This is a genomic window from Terribacillus sp. 7520-G (genome assembly GCF_002271665.1).
In the GTDB taxonomy this organism is placed as follows: Bacteria; Bacillota; Bacilli; order Bacillales; family Amphibacillaceae; genus Terribacillus.
The window spans coordinates 77,956-95,582 of sequence record NZ_NQFP01000019.1 but is presented as its reverse complement, the minus strand read 5'-3'; the positions used below and the strand labels follow the sequence as shown (position 1 = coordinate 95,582).

Sequence of the window (17,627 nt, the reverse complement as noted above, 5' to 3'; positions counted from 1 at the left end):
CGTCATCCCTCCATGTATTGCTGTATATGTTCCAAATAAAGCCGCACGATATTGATATCACTAACCTTACTCAGCGTCCTGCTGCCGACTACATCTTCGATTTCATTGAACAGGAAGCCGCCATTCCCGTCGAAAAGAAAATCGATACCGACAAAGCCGAAATCATAATGATTGATGATACGTTGAACAAGCTGCAGCTCCTGCGTATTCAAAGAATAAAAAGCTGCGTTACCGCCAAGTGAATAATTAGCTCGAAAATCCTGTTCGCTGCTGCGAAGGACAGCTGCTATGACGTTTTTGCCTATCACAAAAACACGTACATCCTTTCCGGAAGTGGGAGCCAGCTCCTGCATTACAATCGGATGATTGCAGTACTGCTGCTGTAATGCTTGGTACTGGTCTTCCGTTTCGACCAAGTGCACTTCTTTGCCCCCGCGCCCATGTGCTGTTTTCCAGACAAAGGGGAATGCAAGCGGCGCCTGGAGTAGAGGAGTGTGTGTCTGAAAATACATGTCCACCATGGGGATTTCCAGTTTGGCAAGCTCCATATGTGTCTTGATCTTATCGTTTGCCAATGCGGCCGTCTCCGCATTATTGAAACAGACGATTCCAGCCTGCTCCAGCTGTGCAGTCAATAAAGGGTCGATTGTCCGTACTATGGCAAAGTCGGCGTTTTTCCTATGTATCCTTACTTGTCCTTGTTCAAGGCCCACTTGCAGCTCATCTGTGTAGACGAGCTGCAGGTCGATGGCGAGCCGCTTGCTTTCTGTAAGGAACCAATCAATGAAAGCGGCGTTTCGTTTCGCATCCGTACGATGATAAATCAGCCAGCCAATCATGACAGCACTTCCTTTATGTAGGAAATGATCGATGCAGATACATCCACACCAGTGCAGTCATAGATAGAACGGATATGTGCATTTGAATTCACTTCGCACACAAGCGGTTCTCCTTCCGGTCCAAATAAAAGATCCACCCCTGCAAAATCGGTTCCGACTGCAGCTGCAGCTGCAATAGCCAATTCGGACTCTTTTTTGGTTGGGGTATACTGCTCCATACTTCCCCCTCGGGATACATTTGCCCGAAAATCAGTTTCGGAGGAGCGAATCATCGAGGCAACAATCCGGCCGCCGACGACATTTATCCGAATATCCCTGCCGTGGCTTGTTTGGATATATTCCTGCAGGACGAACGGATCGGTTCCTATTTCGGTGATTTTCCGGTGCAATTGTTCTCTGTTTCGGATCAGATATACTTGTTCGCCGAATGAGCCGAAAGCTTCCTTGACAATCATCGGAAAGCCAAGCTCTGTAATGGCAGGATCGAACATCTCCAGCTGCATCGGCATTGTGCCTGGGAATATTTTCGGTGCGATTATCGTCTTGGGAATCCTTATCCCCGCCTCTGACAGGGCCTGGTACATAAGGATCTTATTGTCACAGACAGCAATCGATTTACTTGAGTTGAAAAGCGGGATTCCCATTGATTCAAACTGCTGGGCGAGCGGAATATCTTTGTCGCTGAATACGACGAAGTCCGGCAATGCTTGCTCATCTTTCAGCAGATTGCTGTCAGTTCCGACCATTGCCAGCAATGCATTATTTTTAATGATTTTCATTTCGATGGCGTGGGTATGGGCAGCACGTTGAATCCATTCAGCGAAATCGAGAAATTTCTTGCCGCCAAGATGACCGTTATAAATGACCCAGCCAAGTTTCGGTGTAGCCATAATCGAATTTCCTTTCCTTAGGTGATGCGCAACAAATGAAGAAATTATTTCTATAGTGGCAGCACAAACTAGTTTGATATAATTATCAATTATACATGGAAGGAGATGCTTTATGTTTGCAAACATGACACAAGCAGAAGCTTTTTTGGCAAGCCGCAGACATCTTGGCATCAAACCGGGACTGCATCGGGTGCAGCAGCTGCTGCAGGCATCAGGCAATCCCGAACGTCGGATGAAAAGCATACATATTGCCGGGACGAATGGAAAAGGATCGACATCCGCCTATCTTGCCCAGGCATTGACATATAACGGCTGGAAAACAGGGAGTTTCATTTCCCCGACTCCCGGAGGATTCCTGGAAAGCATCCAAGTGGATGGAAAATGGATGACAGAAGAGGAATTCATCGCTGCAGCAAATCGCCTTTTACCTGTGATAGCAGAGATGGACAAAGCAAAGGATCATCCGAGTGAGTTTGAAATTCACGTGTGTATCGCGTTTGGCCATCTTGCCGAGCACACAGATATTTCTGTGATCGAAGCCGGCATGGGAGGACGGGGGGATGCCACGAATGTCTTGCAGCCCATTCTTAGTATCATTACCAATATCGGACTTGACCATCAGCGCTTTTTGGGAGATACGATTACAGCCATTGCCGAGGAAAAGGCAGGCATCATCAAACCAGGAGCCCCAGTCATAAGCGCAGTAACCCAGGTGGAAGCAAGAGCAGTATTGGAGCGGCAAGCAGAAACCGCAGCTGTACCCATTACCTGGGTCGAGGAACAGGATGCTGATCAGTTGGAAATCAATCCGAAAATGATAGGATCTCATCAAAAGATAAATGCAGCGGTTGCAGTACAAGCCTGCCATGTACTTCAGGAACTGGGGATGAAGCTTGAAAACGGTAAAGTGAAGAAAGCAATCAGCCAAGCGCAGCTTCCGGGGCGGTTCGAGGTAATGGATGAGGACCCAAAAATCATCCTGGATGGGGCTCATAATGCAGAAGGGATGGCTGCATTCATCCAAACGGTTGAAGAAAACTACCCGGATGCCAACATTCAGGTTTTATTCAGCGCTTTTCGGGACAAGCCTTTTGAACAGATGATTCAACAGTTGAAAGAGATAACCATGAATATCTCCCTGACAACTTTTGAACATACGAGAGCCGTGGATATGGAGACTTTGATGAGGTCATTTCCGACAGTGCATACCATTCCTGATTGGAAGGAGTGGATGGACCAGGTATATCGGCATGGCCGATCCGATACGGTTTATTTTGTTACCGGCTCCTTGCATTTCATCTACCAAGTCAGAGAGTATATTGTGAAAAATAGAAAAACATGGTAGTTTAAATTATCTGAATCTTTTATGTGTACGGCAGATAGGAAGGAAGAAGCTAGATGGTGAACAGCAGCAAGAAACGATGGATATGGGCGGCTTGGGCCATCATTTGGCCTGCTTCCTTATACTTCCTCTATCAACGGGCGAATTTCGATGAGCTGAAATGGCTTGATCTAAGTGCTTTTACCGCCCTGGCAATCATTGTGGCGCTGTTTCCGATCATGGTCAACCAGATTCCCGTCTTTTTCCTGAATGGTATCGCGCTTGTCATCTATCTGAACTTTGGTTTGTTTGTGGAGCTGATCATCACGACATGCAGTGTGACCATTGTTTTGCTGCAAGTATGCATGACTCGGAAAGACTTGTTCCGCATCCCATTGAATTATTTGATGTTCCTCCTGATGAGCGTCTCGGCAGCAGGAGTATACAGACTGTTTGATCTGCCGGGAAGCGCTGCTCATGCCTTGGAGACGCCGATGCATATCGTTGGCGTCCTTGCATACTCATTGACACTCTTTATGATGAATCACCTTTTGATCACGCTGACCAGAAGATATATTTACGATAAGAGGGACAAGATATTCGAGCGAAGCTTTTTCTGGGAATTCATGACGACCTTTTACATACTGCCAGCTGCACTTCTCCTGCATTTGCTTTACCATCAGATTGGCTGGATTGCGGTTATTTTCATCGGCTTTTCGATAGCAAGTACGTCTTATATCTTACGGCTTTATTATGGAAGCCGCAGCATGAATGAACATTTGCGCCTTGTCAGTGAAATAGGGCATGAGCTGACGGGTCAGCTGAATGTGAAGGAAACGTTGGATCTTTTCATGGAACGGATCGTAGCACTTGTGCCGGTAGACCAAGCCTACTTGTATGACGTAACGGATAGCCGGAAGCTTAAGCTGATCCGGCTTTATGATCCGAAAAAGCGTTCCTTTTACCAGCAAGGAGATAGCAAGGAAATAGGAGAGGGTATTGCCGGTTCAGTCTGTATGAAAGGAAATGGCGTCCGTTATGGAAAACGGAAGCAGTGGATAGATAAATGGAATAGAACAGCACCCCCTCACAGTGAAAGCCTGATGTGCCTGCCGATTGAAAGGGACAATCAGATCATCGGCATCCTGGTCCTGCTTTCCGAGCAGCGCAATATCTATGAAAAATACCAATTCATGCTTGTCGATTTACTGGCAAACTTCATGGCTGCAAGCTTGCTGAATGCTTATCATTATGAACAGACCAAGGATAGCAGCGAACGATGTCCATTAACAGGCTTATATAATTACGGGTACTTTGACAATGCACTCAAAGGGCTTTTCCTGGGGAGCGGGCGGGCAAATCCGATATCCTTGATCATGATGGATTTGGATCATTTCAAGCAGATCAACGATACCTATGGACATGAAGCAGGGAATGATATCCTGCGGGGAGTGGCGGACAGATTACGCAAGATTGCGGGGGAGGAAGCGATACTGGCGCGGTATGGAGGAGAGGAATTTGCCGTCATCTTGCCTGATTGCGGTAGCTCCCAAGCAGCAGCAATCGCTGAGACCATACGTGAAAGTATCACGGCTCAGCCATTCGAAACGAAGCATACATTGGACAGTGGGCAGCAAGTGGCACTGAATGTGACAGTAAGCATTGGTGTCGCATCTTATCCGGAAAACAGTGAAGATGCCCTGGAACTTGTACGGCATGCCGACCGGGCCATGTATGTCGGTGCCAAACAGAAAGGCCGGAACCGTGTGAGTATTTACAATAAATTGAAACAGGCACCAGAAGACATTCCTTCGTAAAAGGAATGTTTTTTAATAAATAATTGCTTGACGTAACAAAGTGATTAATATATAGTTACTTACATAAAGTAACTTAATGATTAAACACCACTGAGGAGGAACAAACATGGCAGTTTTTAAATTGGATAAAGCACACAGCGGTATCTCATTCACAGTCAAACATATGATGGTTTCCAAAGCGAAGGGGAAATTCGAAGACTTCGATGTACAATTCAGCGGGGATTTGAATGATTTGGAAAATGCATCCGTGACAGTAACCATTCAATCCGCTACTGTCAACACTGGCAACGCAGATCGCGACGGTCACTTGCAATCCGGAGATTTCTTCGATGCAGCGAACCATCCTGCCATGACATTCAAAAGCAAATCCGTAAAAAAAGTATCCGATGATGAATTGGAAATCACTGGAGACTTCACGATCAAGGATGTAACTAAAGAAGAAACATTCAAAGTGGAATACAATGGCACATCCAAAAACCCAATGGATGGCAGCACAATTGCCGGCTTCGAAGTCGAAGGAAAAATCAACCGCGAAGCATACGGCCTGACTTACAATGCAGCCCTTGAAACAGGCGGTGTATTGATCGGGAAAGATGTCAAATTCACGGCTGACTTTGAGTTTGTGGTAGAGTAAGAAAGGAATATAGGAAGGACCTGCCCTGGCTGGGGCAGGTCCTTTTTTGTATCTTCATCGTTATTGGAGGATCAAATAGGAGGTGGGTGAAAATTAACTTGCAAAATTTTGGTGTGTGGTGGAGAATAAAAGCATTCCGGTTGAAGGATCTCCGCTTCCGGATATCGAAATCTCGCAGAAATATTTCCTTAAGTAAGGAGCTAATGTATGTCGATTTACCTGCTGCTTTATTTCCTCATACTAGGCAATGTTCTTGGATCGTTTTACAATGTCATCGGAATGCGTGTCCCGGAAAAGAAAATGTTCCACTCGGAGCGTTCCTGCTGTCCGAGCTGCCAGCATCGAATCAAGGCGTATGACCTGATTCCGGTTGTCTCCTACATGGTGCTGGGTGGGAAATGCCGTCATTGTCAGCAGAAGATTTCCTGGCTTTATCCATTCACAGAGCTTGTGACCGGACTGTTATTCGGATACAGCTATTTGGTGATTGGACTGCAGTGGGAGTTGATCACAGCATTTGTACTGATTTCAATGGCAGCAATCCTGTTCGTGACGGATATGCGTTTCATGCTCATCCCCAATAAGATTTTGATGTTTTTCCTTCCCCTTTTCCTCATCCTTCGCATCATCACTCCATTAGAGCCATGGTGGGATCCGATCGTTGGATCCGTTTTGGCGTTTGTCCTGCTTTTTTTCGTCATTCTATTCAGCCGGGGCGGTATGGGAGGCGGGGATTTGAAGTTGTTTGTCCTGCTCGGTATGGTACTTGGCTGGAAGGGAGTATTGCTTACGTTCTTCCTCTCTACCATAATCGGAGCCGCTATCAGTCTGCTCTTGCTATCGGCGAAGATTCTGAAGCGGAAACAAGCAATCCCGTTTGGTCCGTACATTTTGTTGGGCGCTCTCATCACCTATTTCCACGGTGATGCAATGCTTGGCTGGTATACCGATTCATTCTTTTGAATGAGCCTGTCCAATAAGGAGGGTATATCACATAATCCTGCGATTACAAGGTGATGGCAAGATCCTGACAAAAGCCATGGAAAATAGCTATATTGCAACGATATCTTTACGGGTATTTTATAATCCTGCTTCTTAATTCGTAGAAAAGCGTGTTTGATGGGTCCTTCCTGTCGAACACTCTTTTTTTGTCTCGACACCATTTCTCTTACTTCTATTTCCGGCTGTGCTAGAGTTAGGCCTATCAATGATAAAAGAGGTGCCAGGATGGAAGAGAAAAAGCGACTTTCTGTCAAGATCGGCGGCAAGAAGCAGAAGAAGCAACACCAGCAGTCAAAAGAAGAGATGATTGGTGAGGGAAGCTACACACTTTATGACGAAGAAGCGGCTGCCACTGTCGAGAAGGATGTACCGGTACTGGATCAGCTGAATGAAAAGAAAAACGGGAAGAATGGAGTGACATTATCTCCTTTAGCCAAAAAGTTGGCAGCAGCTGCCCTTGGAGCAGCCTTGATCGGCATCGTACTGGGATTCTTGCTGCTCCGTTATACAGCTGGTATGGAATCGGGTACAAGTGGTGTGGCTGCTCCGGTGGCAACGAAGGAGGCTGCAGCCAATGCTGGGGCGTTTAATGATCTCACTGCTTATGTGGTGCAAGGCGGCGTTTATAATCAGGAGGATGTAGGCCAGGATGTGGTACAGAAATACACGGATGCCGGAATTCCAGCTGTACTGTGGGAAAAGAATGGTCAATTCTTCCTTTTGACGGGGATGGCTGGATCAAAAGAGGAGGCGGAAACACTTGGCACCCAGCTGCAGGCCCAAGGCTATGAAAGCTATGTAAAGCAATGGGATCCAGGTGTTGAGACAGGCAGCAGTGCTTGGCTGGACGAGCTTGCTGTACTGATTGCAGCGGGTGATAATCAGGATCCGGCTCTTTGGAAAGCTTGGCAGGAGAAAATCCCGGCAGAAGCAGCCAATGTCAAAACAGCATCGGATGAAGCTGTAGCCGCGATGGAGCAAGGTGCTTTCACCACCAGCATGCTGCTGCCCGTTTGGCATGAAGCCAGTCTTACTGCCGAGGGGCAATGAAAACTGACTAGCTTATCATTGTTTGGGAATTTGCATTATTCGACCTGATTTTTCCGTAATGTGAAGGGGAGTATCCATAAAATCATTATTTGCCAATTTGAATGGCAAGCCGTCTTCCGTTAAGCTTCTCATAACCTGTCGCCACACAGGAATCCGAGTCAGAAGGAAGGCGGTTTTTTATTGCAAACAGGAATGACGATAAAATCGGTGCCGAAGGAAGATCGACCTCGGGAAAGACTGCTGGAGCTTGGGGCTGCCCATTTGTCCAATGCGGAGTTATTTGCGATCCTGCTAGGGAGCGGGACAAGGGATGAGTCTGTCACGTTGCTTGCTCAGCGGCTTTTGATGCATTTTGAAGGTCTGCAGCTTCTGCGGGATGCGACAATCGAAGAGCTGACTGCCATTAAAGGAATAGGTACGGCCAAGGGAGTGCTGATTTTGGCTGCCATCGAACTCGGGCAGCGCCTGCATCGATACAAACCGGCAGAACGATATACTGTTCGAAGCCCCAAGGATGGAGCGGATTATGTAATGGAAGAAATGCGTAATCTGCGTCAGGAGCATTTTGTCGTACTATTCCTCAATACGAAGAATCATATCATCCACCGTCAGACAATCTTCATTGGCAGCCTCAACGCTTCCATCGTCCACCCCCGGGAGATATTCCGTGAAGCGGTCCGTCGCTCTGCTGCATCCATCATTTGTGCGCATAACCATCCGTCCGGTGATCCTTCTCCATCACAGGAAGATATCCTTGTCACCAAGCGCTTGCAGGAATGCGGCAAGATGATTGGCATCGAGCTTTTGGATCACCTTGTCATCGGTGACCGTAAGTTTATTTCCCTAAAGGAAAAAGGATACTTGTAATCACTATCTATTTTTTTAGTTTTCTCGTATAATTGATACTAGCTTTGTAGATAAGCGCCTAGCATGGTACAACTTACTAGCTGGCGCTTCTTCTGATGGTATGCTTTAATACCTTACTACTATGTCTGGTGGATAGGTTTCTGCTATGATAAAGTACAACATAATGAGACAATATATGAAAAGTATGCATTGCTGACAAGCAGCTTTGCTGAGACGAACGGACTCGGAAAAGGAGAATTAATTGTGGCGAAATTCAGTTTTTCACAAGACCTAGGTATCGACCTGGGTACAGCAAATACATTGGTTTTTGTAAAAGGAAAAGGCGTAGTCGTCCGTGAGCCTTCTGTCGTGGCGACAAATGTGGAAACTGGTCAGGTGGAAGCAGTAGGCGGCGACGCAAGAAATATGATCGGCAGGACACCGGGGAATATCCGTGTCATCCGTCCGATGAAGGATGGTGTCATCGCGGATTATGATACAACGGCAACGATGATGAAATATTATATCAAGCAGGCGCAGCGCAATCGTTCTTCGTTTGCGAAAAAGCCGAACGTCATGGTATGTGTGCCATCCGGCATCACGATGGTAGAGGAGCGTGCTGTCATCGATGCGACGAAACAGGCAGGGGCCAAGGATGCTTTCCCTATCGCCGAGCCTTTCGCGGCAGCTATCGGTGCCGGTCTGCCGGTATGGGAGCCGACAGGGAGTATGATCGTTGATATCGGCGGCGGTACGACAGAGGTTGCCATCATCAGTTTGGGCGGTATCGTAACGAGCCAGTCCATCCGGACAGCAGGGGATGATATGGATGAAGCGATCAGCCAATACATCCGTAAAACATACAATCTGATGATCGGGGAACGCTCCGCTGAACAATTGAAGATGGATCTGGGTCATGCTGGCATACCGGAAACGGACGAAGATACGGAAATTCGCGGCCGCGATCTGCTGACTGGACTGCCGAAGACCATCAGTGTGAGTGCGAAGGAGATTTCCGGGGCATTGCAGGATACAGTAAGTGCAATCGTGGATGCCGTGAAGCTCACATTGGAAAAAACACCGCCTGAGCTGGCCGCGGACATCATGGATCGCGGTATCGTCCTTTCTGGTGGAGGTGCACTGCTTCGCAATTTGGACAGCGTCATCAGTGAAGAAACGAAAATGCCGGTTTTCGTAGCGGAAAACCCGCTTGATAGTGTTGCCATCGGTACTGGTAAGTCACTGGAATTCATCGAGCATTTCCGTTCCCATCCACATGTATTTTCCAAAGCTACTAAAAATTGAGTTGGGTGAGTTATGAATTTCTTTAAGAAAAAACGGATGTTCCTGTTCCTGATTGCGATCATCATCCTGGTCGGATTGATCGGCTTTTCAACCAGGGATCGGAGCAGCCAGACATTACCAGAACAATTGATCAGCGATACCGTAGGGTTCGTGCAGAATATCTTCTCCAAGCCTGCACAGTTCACCTCTACGGTAATGACGAATATCAAAGACTTGAAGAATACTTACGAAGAAAATCAGGTGCTGAAATCGAAAGTGGACGATTATAAAGGCCTGCTCTTCCGTTATCAGGAATTGGAGAAGCAGTATGATGAATTGGAGAAATCCAATGAAGCCTTTAATCAATACACATCGATGGACTATGATCCGATTCCTGCCGATGTCATCGTGCGCAGTCCAGAAGGATGGTTCGATCAGCTCACGATCGATAAGGGTTCCGACGATGGTATCGAAGCGAATATGGCTGTCATGACAGCCAGCGGCATGGTCGGCAAGATTGAAGATGTCAGCCGCAGCACTGCTTCCGTACAATTATTGAGCGGATTCAATGAAACAAACCGGATTTCTGCCCAGATCTCCGGAGGGGAAAACAAAGACGGAGAAAAGCAAGATACGATTTTCGGTTTGATCGAAGGCTACGATGAAAAGGACGGCATGCTCCTGTTCACGGGCGTGAAGCCGGAATTGGAGATCAAAGAAGGCTCGCTTGTGACATCATCCGGACTTGGCGGTGTATTCCCTAAAGGCCTTCCGATCGGGGAAGTGGATTCCGTAGAGCTTGACCAATATGGCTTGTCGCAGACAGTCCACGTAAAACCGACAGCTGATCTGTATGATATCGATAAAGTCATCGTCGTCGATGCGGCGTCCGAGAAAGCCTCTTCCGGCAATGGAGATGAGGGGCTGTAATGAAAAAATTGTATCTGCCGCTCATCATGCTCCTGATCGTGTCGCTTGAGGGTGTGGCCACTGCTCTGCTGCCCAAGCAGTTCATTGGCGGTGACACATGGCTGATTCCGCATTGGAGTCTTTTATTCCTTGTGCTGATCGCGATGCTTTATGATTTGGATAACACGTATTACAGCTTGTTATATGCGATCATCTTCGGTTTGCTGAAGGATATCGTATATACGGATATGCTGGGTGTTTATATGTTCACTTATGGCTTCAGCATCTACTTGATACTGGAACTTCGCAGAGTGCTGCATGGCAATATCTTTGTGGCTGCACTGCTGGGGGTGCTATCGATCGTTTTTGCCGATGCCATCGGCTATCTTATCTATCATCTTATCGGCATCACACCGATCGGATTCGGTGCTTATTTAGTGCAGCGTCTTTTGCCGACGCTTGGTGCCAACCTTATCATGCTTGTAATCTTGTATCTGATTTTCCAAAAACCTCTGCAGAAATGGTCCGATTCGCAGCTCAGAAGAACGACTAGCTTATAGAGAAGAAAATCAGACGACGAACGGAGGTGACCATCTTGATTGGAAACAAACAGATCATCACGATCAAAGGTACCCGGGAAGGGCTGACCTTGCATATGGATGATGCCTGTTCTTTCGAGGAATTGCTGAAGGAATTGGAAGAGAAGCTTGAAGCAAATCGCATTGATTCTGCTGATCATCTTGTCAGTGTACATATTCAGTTAGGCAACAGATATCTGTACGAAGAGCAGGAGGAAACCCTCCGTCAGATGATTACCAGTAAACAGCGCCTTCGGGTCGAATCGATCCATTCTGATGTCATTACGAAGAAAAAGGCTAATGAATGGAAGGAAGAGGCTGAGGTGAAAGCGATCAGCCGCGTCGTCCGTTCCGGTCAGGTACTGGAAGTGAAGGGGGATTTGCTGCTGCTTGGCGATGTGAATCCAGGTGGCTGTGTGACAGCTACAGGGAATATTTTTGTCATGGGGAATCTGCTTGGAATTGCGCATGCTGGAAAGGATGGCAACGCTGATGCTGTCATCGCTGCTTCCTATATGAATCCGACGCAGCTTCGTATAGCGGATTATATCAGCCGTGCCCCTGATCATGAGACGGATGGTGTTTATATGGAATGCGGACACATCGATGAGGAAGAGAAAAAGATCATCATCGATCGTTTGCAGGCAGTGATTCGCAAACGTCCGGGCATCAGCAGTTTCGAGAGGAGAATGTTAAATGGGTGAAGCAATCGTTATTACATCCGGTAAGGGAGGAGTAGGGAAGACGACTACTTCGGCCAATCTGGGAACAGCGCTTGCACTGATGGAGAAAAAAGTCTGTTTGATTGATACGGATATCGGTCTTCGGAATCTGGATGTTGTGATGGGACTTGAAAATCGCATCATTTATGACATCATCGATGTAATTGTCGGCAGATGCTCGCTGAAGCAAGCATTGATCAAAGACAAGCGTTTCGATCATCTATACTTACTGCCAGCTGCCCAAACTAGTGATAAATCGGATTTGACACCAGAGGGAATGGAGAAAATCGTAGCCGAGCTGAAGCCGGAATTCGATTACATTCTTATCGACTGTCCAGCCGGTATCGAGCAGGGTTATAAGAATGCTGTAGCAGGAGCGGATAAAGCGATCGTCGTCACCACACCGGAGAAACCGAGTGTACGTGATGCAGATCGCATTATCGGCTTGCTGGAGCAGGAGGATATCGAATCGCCTAAACTGATCGTCAACCGGATCCGCAATCATATGGTACAGGAAGGCGACATGCTGGAAGTGGATGAAATAGTCCAAGTACTGTCGATCGACTTGCTTGGTATCGTGGCCGATGATGATGAAGTGATCAAAGCTTCCAATCACGGGGAACCAGTCGCTTTCCATCCAAATACCAAGGCAAGTATTGCGTATCGTAACATCGCGCGGCGTATTTTGGGAGAGTCGGTACCGCTTATGAGCTTTGAAAGTGAAAAAGGCATGTTCAGCCGATTGAAAAAGCTTTTTTCCAAAAGTAAATGAACTTATAATGAACTCGTAGCTCTTGTCGGAGTTGCGGGTTTTTTTGTCATTACACACAAGGGGAATGTACAACATGACATGGGATATTTTCAGTATCATTGGCACAGCTGCTTTCGCCATCAGTGGTGCCCTCGTCGCCATGGATGAGAAATATGATGTATTCGGCGTTTATATTTTGGGTTTTGTGACAGCATTTGGCGGAGGGGCCATCCGTAATTTGCTGATTGGCTTGCCTGTCTCTTATTTATGGTCCCAAACGACATTATTCTATATATCTTTCCTATCGATTACCGTCATCCTGATTTTTCCTAAATGGGTCAGCTATTCATGGAAAAAGTCGGGCTTGTATGCCGATGCAATCGGCTTGGCGGCATTTGCCATCCAGGGCGCACTGCATGCTGCCAGTTTGAATCATAGTCTGCTGGCAATCATGGTTGCAGCCTTTTTGACCGGGAGCGGAGGCGGTATTTTGCGGGATGTGCTGGCTGGCAGGAAACCATATGTCTTCAAAGCCGAAATCTATGGAAGCTGGGCTGCGTTGGCCGGTCTTGTCATCGGCCTTGGTGCTGCCGATCATCCCATCTTGCTTTATGGATTGTTTGCAGTCATCATCTTCCTGCGTATCTATTCCTTCCACCGGAAATGGCAGCTGCCGGTACCGAAGATGCATTATCAATAAGGATCAGCATAAAGAACGGGTTTCTGCATGTCAGACAGCATCGTTTCCTATTGTCGGCAGTGCCGAAATGATGGAAGCCTCCCTTGATTCAAAGGGAGGCTTTTTTCGCTTGTTTTAATAACTTGTCCGCTTCCTTCATAGACTTGTACAAAGAAGGAGAGAGGGAGGGGTTCGTTATGGGAAAGAATCTGCATACGGTACGAAAAGGGATAGCTGAGCGTAAGCGGCGGAAGGGGGAACAGATCCAAAAAGGCATGGCGGATACAGTCAGATCATTTACAGTCGATGAGGAGGAATCACATGGATTCCCATCGAGTCCAAAATATGATCCGCCAAGTCCACAGGATAACTCGAAGTTCGCTTCCCGGTTCATGTTCAGGCTGATCCTCTCTGCAAGTCTGTTTTTTGGTACGGCTATTTATTTACAGGCGAACCATCCATTAATAGAGAAGACAAAGGGGACCGTGCTCACTGCTCTGACAGAGGAGTTTCCCTTCGCGACCGTCAATAGCTGGTATCAGGAACGTTTCGGTGATCCGGTGGCACTGAGCCCGGGTTCAGATGGCGATGCTGCAGCTGAGGGGCAGGCAATGCCGGTGAATGGGACTGTCGTGCAGCCGTTCGAAGAATCAAAGGAGGGTATTTTGATTGAATCGGAGCGGCAGACTGATGTAGTGGCAGTCGATGAAGGAATCGTCATTTTCGCAGGAAATGATAAAGAAACAGGAAAGACCATCATCCTGCAGCATGCGGATAAGAGCAAAAGTATCTATGGCCATCTGGATGCCATCGAGGTGAATCAATACCAGCGGATCGACACTAATGAAAAAATCGGTGAATTCGTGCCGAATGAGCAAAATGCCCAATCTGTCTATTTTGCAATCCAGCAGGGAAATAAGTATTTGAACCCGATGCAGGAGACACCAGTTGACGCGCCGTAACTGGCTCCCGCCTATTCACCTGCACCCGGTTTTCTGGGGATTTCTGCTCATTGGGGTATTTACCGGCATGCTCATGGAAGTGCTGGTTTTGTTCGTGATCGTCCTGCTGCATGAATTAGGGCATTTTTTGGCAGCGCGTCATTTTCGCTGGCGTATCCGCCGCATCATGTTATGGGTATTTGGCGGTGTGATGGAAACCGATGAACAAGGAAACCGGCGGGCCATGGAAGAGGCGGTCGTCATCCTGGCTGGACCGGCTGTTCATCTTGTTTTGTATGGCGTTATGTACGGGCTTACTGCCACATCCGTCCCTGAAGCTGTCCTGGAAACAGCCATGATGTACAATACGACCATATTGCTGTTCAACCTGCTGCCGATCTGGCCGCTGGATGGCGGCAAGCTGATCGGATTGATTCTTTCCATGCAGCTGCCCTACCGGAAGGCGCATACTGTCCTTATCCTCATCAGCTGGATGATCGGAGCAGCTGCACTTCTTTATGTTTGCATGGCAATGCCTTTTACATTGAGTACCGTCGGTCTTCTTTGTTTTCTAATGTGGGAAAATCGGCTAGAATGGAAACGACGTTATTATGTGTTTTTGCGTTTCCTGCTGCAGCGTGCTACTTACGGGCCGATAAGCGGAATCAGCACCCCGATTTTTGCAGCGTCGGACACGGCTCTTCTTGATGTGCTCTCCCAATACAGGAGGAACAGACGGCATTTGATAGTCGTGAAAGAGAAAAATGCTATCCTGGATGAACAGCAGTGCAGTGATATGTATTTCAAAAGGAAACATGCACATTGTACGGTGGGGGATATCCTGCGACAAAATAGACAGTGAGGAAAACGATGCTATCATTATATATACTATGTAAAGGGACAGAAAAAGTGGCTTTGACAGTGAAGCGCGGACAGGTGCAAGAGGTCTTTCTTGAGAGGCCAGGTATGGGTTCGAAAGTCGGGAGCATCTATAAAGGAATTGTCCGGCATGTCGATCAGGGATTGCAAGCGGCATTCGTCGACTTTGGAGACGAGCGGCAAGGGTTCCTGCAGCGGCAGGAAGTCCCGGCATGCAAACAAGATCCATCACTTCGCATCGAGCAGGCGGTTCGCGAAGGACAAACACTTTTTGTACAGGTTCAAAAAGATGCATTTGGGACAAAAGGGGCAAAGCTTTCAGCCAATATAACCATCCCCGGTGATGCGCTTGTTTATCTGCCGGACGGAAACTATGTGGCTGTCTCCAAAAAATTGCCGGAGGAGCAGGCGCGGAAATGGAAGGCGCAAATGCCGGGCCTGTTAATGCCAGGTGAAGGGGTCATCGTGCGGACGGAAGCAGATAGACTAACAGAAGAGGCATTATTGGAAGAACTGGAACATCTGCGGACAAAGTGGCATACGTTATCGGGTGATGATGCTCGGGCCCCTGCGGAAATCTTCCGTGATGCGCTTATTCCGGATCAGCTGCTCCGCCGGATGTCAGCCGGTGCTTTAAGTGAAATAGTGGTGGATGACGGTTTCCACGCGAGGCTGCTCCGAGGACAGTTTCCGGAATACGCCGGGAAAGTCAGATGGGAACGGGATGCTGCTGCGCTCCTTCCCCAGCCGCTGTCTTTGCTTTGGGAGCAGCTTATTTCACCGGTTGTCAGCATTGACAGAGGAATCACGCTGCATATCGATCAAACGGAAGCGATGACAGTCATCGATGTGAATAGTGCCGGTTATACAGGGCACTCGGATAAGCATCAAACAGCCGTCATGGTCAATCAGCTGGCAGCAAAGGCAATTGCCCGGGAAATTCGATTGCGCAACTTATCCGGGATCATCCTGATCGATTTTGTATCCATGAAAAGGCAGGATCAGCAGCGGGCTGTCCTGCAAACATTCCGTCAGGCACTCCAGCAGGATTCCCAGCGGACGGAGGTCCATGGATTCACGAAGCTGGGCATATTGGAAATGTCGAGGAAGCGAGAGCGCCCTTCCTTGATGGAGCAGCTGCAAGCTCCGATCAGCAGGAGCCTTTCCTTTGAGACACAATGCTTCCAGCTGGAGCGGGAAATCAGCAGCCTCTCAGCAGATAGGGCATATGTCCTCTCAGGCAAGAAGGAACATATCAAGCAATTCCTACACCTGACAAACTGCAGTCAGGCCCATGCAGATGTGTTTGCGAGATTTACGGATGCCGAGGGGCTATCCTTGACAGAATCAGATTGGGATTCTGTGAAAAGAGATGGGCTGCAGAGCCTTGACAATCTTTTTTGATGTATGATAACATCAGTATGTTACACGAGGTTAGCACCCGTGCTACAACCGCTCAGATCAGGTCAGAAGCCTATGGCGCCTGTGATGGCGAGTCTGAGTCATAGAGGAGGTGCGTTATGTACGCAATTATTGAAACTGGTGGTAAGCAAGTTAAAGTAACAGAAGGACAAACTATCTACGTTGAGAAATTGGACGCAGAAAACGGTGCGGAAGTTACTTTTGACAAAGTATTGGTAGTTGGCGGCGACGATGTGAAAATCGGTGCTCCATTCGTTGAAGGTGCGACGGTTACTGCAACTGTTGAAAAACAAGGCCGCGCTAAAAAGATCAACGTGATCAAATTCAAAGCGAAGAAAAACTACAAACGCAAACAAGGCCATCGTCAACCATACACTAAATTGACAATCGGCAAAATCAACGCGTAAGGCGAACCATGATTACTGTTACAATAAACCGTGTTGAGGAGGATATTCATAGTTTCGAGCTTAGCGGACATGCGGAAAGCGGCCCTTATGGCTACGATCTTGTATGTGCAGCTGTTTCGGCAGTTAGCTTCGGAGCGGTGAATGGCCTTTTCGTTCTCGGTGAGTTTGAGCCGGAAGTTGAGCAGGGCGGCGACGGAGGGTATCTGAAAGTGGTACTTCCCGATAACTTGTCCGAGGAGCAGCTTGATAAAGCGTCTCTTCTGCTGGAAGCTATGCTCGTCTCGCTCCAAACGATTGAACAGGACTATGGGAAGCATATAAGAATCATCGAACAATAAGGAGGTGCACCACTATGCTACGTCTAGATTTACAGTTTTTCGCATCCAAAAAGGGTGTTGGTAGCTCCAAAAACGGACGTGACTCTGAATCCAAGCGCCTAGGTGCTAAACGTGCCGACGGTCAGTTTGTTACTGGCGGATCTATCCTTTACCGTCAACGCGGTACAAAAATCTACCCAGGTACAAACGTTGGAAAAGGAGGCGACGACACTTTGTTCTCTAAAATCGACGGTGTTGTCAAATTCGAACGCTACGGCCGTAACCGTAAGAAGGTCAGCGTATATCCGGTAGCTCAAGAAGCTTAATGTTTGCCAGAGA

20 protein-coding genes and 1 other annotated feature are annotated in these 17,627 nt (G+C 47.7%); of the genes, 18 read left to right on the top strand and 2 right to left on the bottom strand.

Features of this window, described 5'->3' with window-relative positions; genetic code table 11:
* Window positions 1-2: 2 nt before the first annotated feature.
* Together CHH53_RS07740 and CHH53_RS07735 are read right to left on the bottom strand one after the other, a co-directional pair.
* Window positions 3-839 carry an ATP-grasp domain-containing protein gene (locus CHH53_RS07740; RefSeq protein ID WP_095215547.1) on the bottom strand — a complete coding sequence of 279 codons (837 nt, stop codon included), beginning with the start codon at window positions 837-839 and terminating at the stop codon, window positions 3-5.
* On the bottom strand, window positions 836-1,729 hold the full coding sequence (locus tag CHH53_RS07735) for an ATP-grasp domain-containing protein (RefSeq protein WP_095215546.1): 894 nt from the start codon (window positions 1,727-1,729) through the stop codon (window positions 836-838). The genes CHH53_RS07740 and CHH53_RS07735 overlap by 4 nt, the downstream gene beginning before the upstream one ends.
* Before the next feature lie 112 nt (window positions 1,730-1,841).
* On the opposite strand from CHH53_RS07735, the gene CHH53_RS07730 reads away from it, so the two are divergent.
* The 18 genes from CHH53_RS07730 to rpmA all read left to right on the top strand — a co-directional run bounded on the left by CHH53_RS07730 (window position 1,842) and on the right by rpmA (window position 17,614).
* Window positions 1,842-3,074: a bifunctional folylpolyglutamate synthase/dihydrofolate synthase gene (locus CHH53_RS07730; RefSeq protein ID WP_095215545.1), complete on the top strand. Its 1,233-nt coding sequence runs from the start codon at window positions 1,842-1,844 to the stop codon at window positions 3,072-3,074.
* Between the two features lie 53 nt (window positions 3,075-3,127).
* Window positions 3,128-4,867: a sensor domain-containing diguanylate cyclase gene (locus CHH53_RS07725; RefSeq protein WP_095215544.1), complete on the top strand. Its 1,740-nt coding sequence runs from the start codon at window positions 3,128-3,130 to the stop codon at window positions 4,865-4,867.
* 106 nt (window positions 4,868-4,973) lie between these two features.
* Window positions 4,974-5,501, top strand: coding sequence for a YceI family protein (locus tag CHH53_RS07720; RefSeq protein ID WP_095215543.1), 528 nt, complete (start codon window positions 4,974-4,976; stop codon window positions 5,499-5,501).
* A 207-nt stretch (window positions 5,502-5,708) separates the two neighbouring features.
* Window positions 5,709-6,464, top strand: a complete 756-nt coding sequence (locus tag CHH53_RS07715) for a prepilin peptidase (RefSeq protein WP_095215542.1) — start codon at window positions 5,709-5,711, stop codon at window positions 6,462-6,464.
* A gap of 264 nt (window positions 6,465-6,728) precedes the next feature.
* Window positions 6,729-7,553 carry an SPOR domain-containing protein gene (locus CHH53_RS07710; protein WP_095215541.1) on the top strand — a complete coding sequence of 275 codons (825 nt, stop codon included), beginning with the start codon at window positions 6,729-6,731 and terminating at the stop codon, window positions 7,551-7,553.
* 192 nt (window positions 7,554-7,745) lie between these two features.
* Entirely contained in the window at window positions 7,746-8,420 is a 675-nt protein-coding gene (gene radC / locus CHH53_RS07705; protein ID WP_095215570.1) for a RadC family protein, read from the top strand.
* 243 nt (window positions 8,421-8,663) lie between these two features.
* Window positions 8,664-9,704 (top strand): rod shape-determining protein, encoded by a 1,041-nt coding sequence (locus CHH53_RS07700; protein WP_095215540.1) that lies wholly within the window; start codon window positions 8,664-8,666, stop codon window positions 9,702-9,704.
* 12 nt (window positions 9,705-9,716) lie between these two features.
* Window positions 9,717-10,613 carry a rod shape-determining protein MreC gene (gene mreC, locus CHH53_RS07695; RefSeq protein WP_095215539.1) on the top strand — a complete coding sequence of 299 codons (897 nt, stop codon included), beginning with the start codon at window positions 9,717-9,719 and terminating at the stop codon, window positions 10,611-10,613.
* Complete coding sequence (gene mreD, locus CHH53_RS07690) at window positions 10,613-11,152, top strand: rod shape-determining protein MreD (RefSeq protein WP_095215538.1); 540 nt, start codon at window positions 10,613-10,615, stop codon at window positions 11,150-11,152. Before mreC ends, mreD begins: the two co-directional genes overlap by 1 nt.
* Before the next feature lie 35 nt (window positions 11,153-11,187).
* Window positions 11,188-11,874, top strand: a complete 687-nt coding sequence (gene minC, locus CHH53_RS07685) for a septum site-determining protein MinC (protein WP_095215537.1) — start codon at window positions 11,188-11,190, stop codon at window positions 11,872-11,874.
* Complete coding sequence (gene minD, locus CHH53_RS07680) at window positions 11,867-12,664, top strand: septum site-determining protein MinD (RefSeq protein WP_095215536.1); 798 nt, start codon at window positions 11,867-11,869, stop codon at window positions 12,662-12,664. Before minC ends, minD begins: the two co-directional genes overlap by 8 nt.
* A gap of 73 nt (window positions 12,665-12,737) precedes the next feature.
* Window positions 12,738-13,343 carry a trimeric intracellular cation channel family protein gene (locus CHH53_RS07675; protein ID WP_095215535.1) on the top strand — a complete coding sequence of 202 codons (606 nt, stop codon included), beginning with the start codon at window positions 12,738-12,740 and terminating at the stop codon, window positions 13,341-13,343.
* A 176-nt stretch (window positions 13,344-13,519) separates the two neighbouring features.
* Complete coding sequence (locus CHH53_RS07670; protein ID WP_095215534.1) at window positions 13,520-14,284, top strand: M23 family metallopeptidase; 765 nt, start codon at window positions 13,520-13,522, stop codon at window positions 14,282-14,284.
* On the top strand, window positions 14,271-15,125 hold the full coding sequence (locus CHH53_RS07665; RefSeq protein WP_095215533.1) for a site-2 protease family protein: 855 nt from the start codon (window positions 14,271-14,273) through the stop codon (window positions 15,123-15,125). The genes CHH53_RS07670 and CHH53_RS07665 overlap by 14 nt, the downstream gene beginning before the upstream one ends.
* An 8-nt stretch (window positions 15,126-15,133) precedes the next feature.
* Window positions 15,134-16,546 (top strand): ribonuclease E/G, encoded by a 1,413-nt coding sequence (locus tag CHH53_RS07660; RefSeq protein ID WP_143594480.1) that lies wholly within the window; start codon window positions 15,134-15,136, stop codon window positions 16,544-16,546.
* A 36-nt stretch (window positions 16,547-16,582) separates the two neighbouring features.
* Window positions 16,583-16,651 (top strand) — a sequence feature (ribosomal protein L21 leader region).
* 11 nt (window positions 16,652-16,662) lie between these two features.
* Entirely contained in the window at window positions 16,663-16,971 is a 309-nt protein-coding gene (rplU, locus tag CHH53_RS07655) for a 50S ribosomal protein L21 (protein WP_095215531.1), read from the top strand.
* Window positions 16,972-16,979: 8 nt separating this feature from the next.
* A complete protein-coding gene (locus CHH53_RS07650; RefSeq protein WP_095215530.1) occupies window positions 16,980-17,309 on the top strand; it encodes a ribosomal-processing cysteine protease Prp in 330 nt (109 codons plus the stop codon).
* 14 nt (window positions 17,310-17,323) lie between these two features.
* A complete protein-coding gene (gene rpmA, locus CHH53_RS07645; protein ID WP_038561650.1) occupies window positions 17,324-17,614 on the top strand; it encodes a 50S ribosomal protein L27 in 291 nt (96 codons plus the stop codon).
* Window positions 17,615-17,627 lie beyond the last annotated feature (13 nt).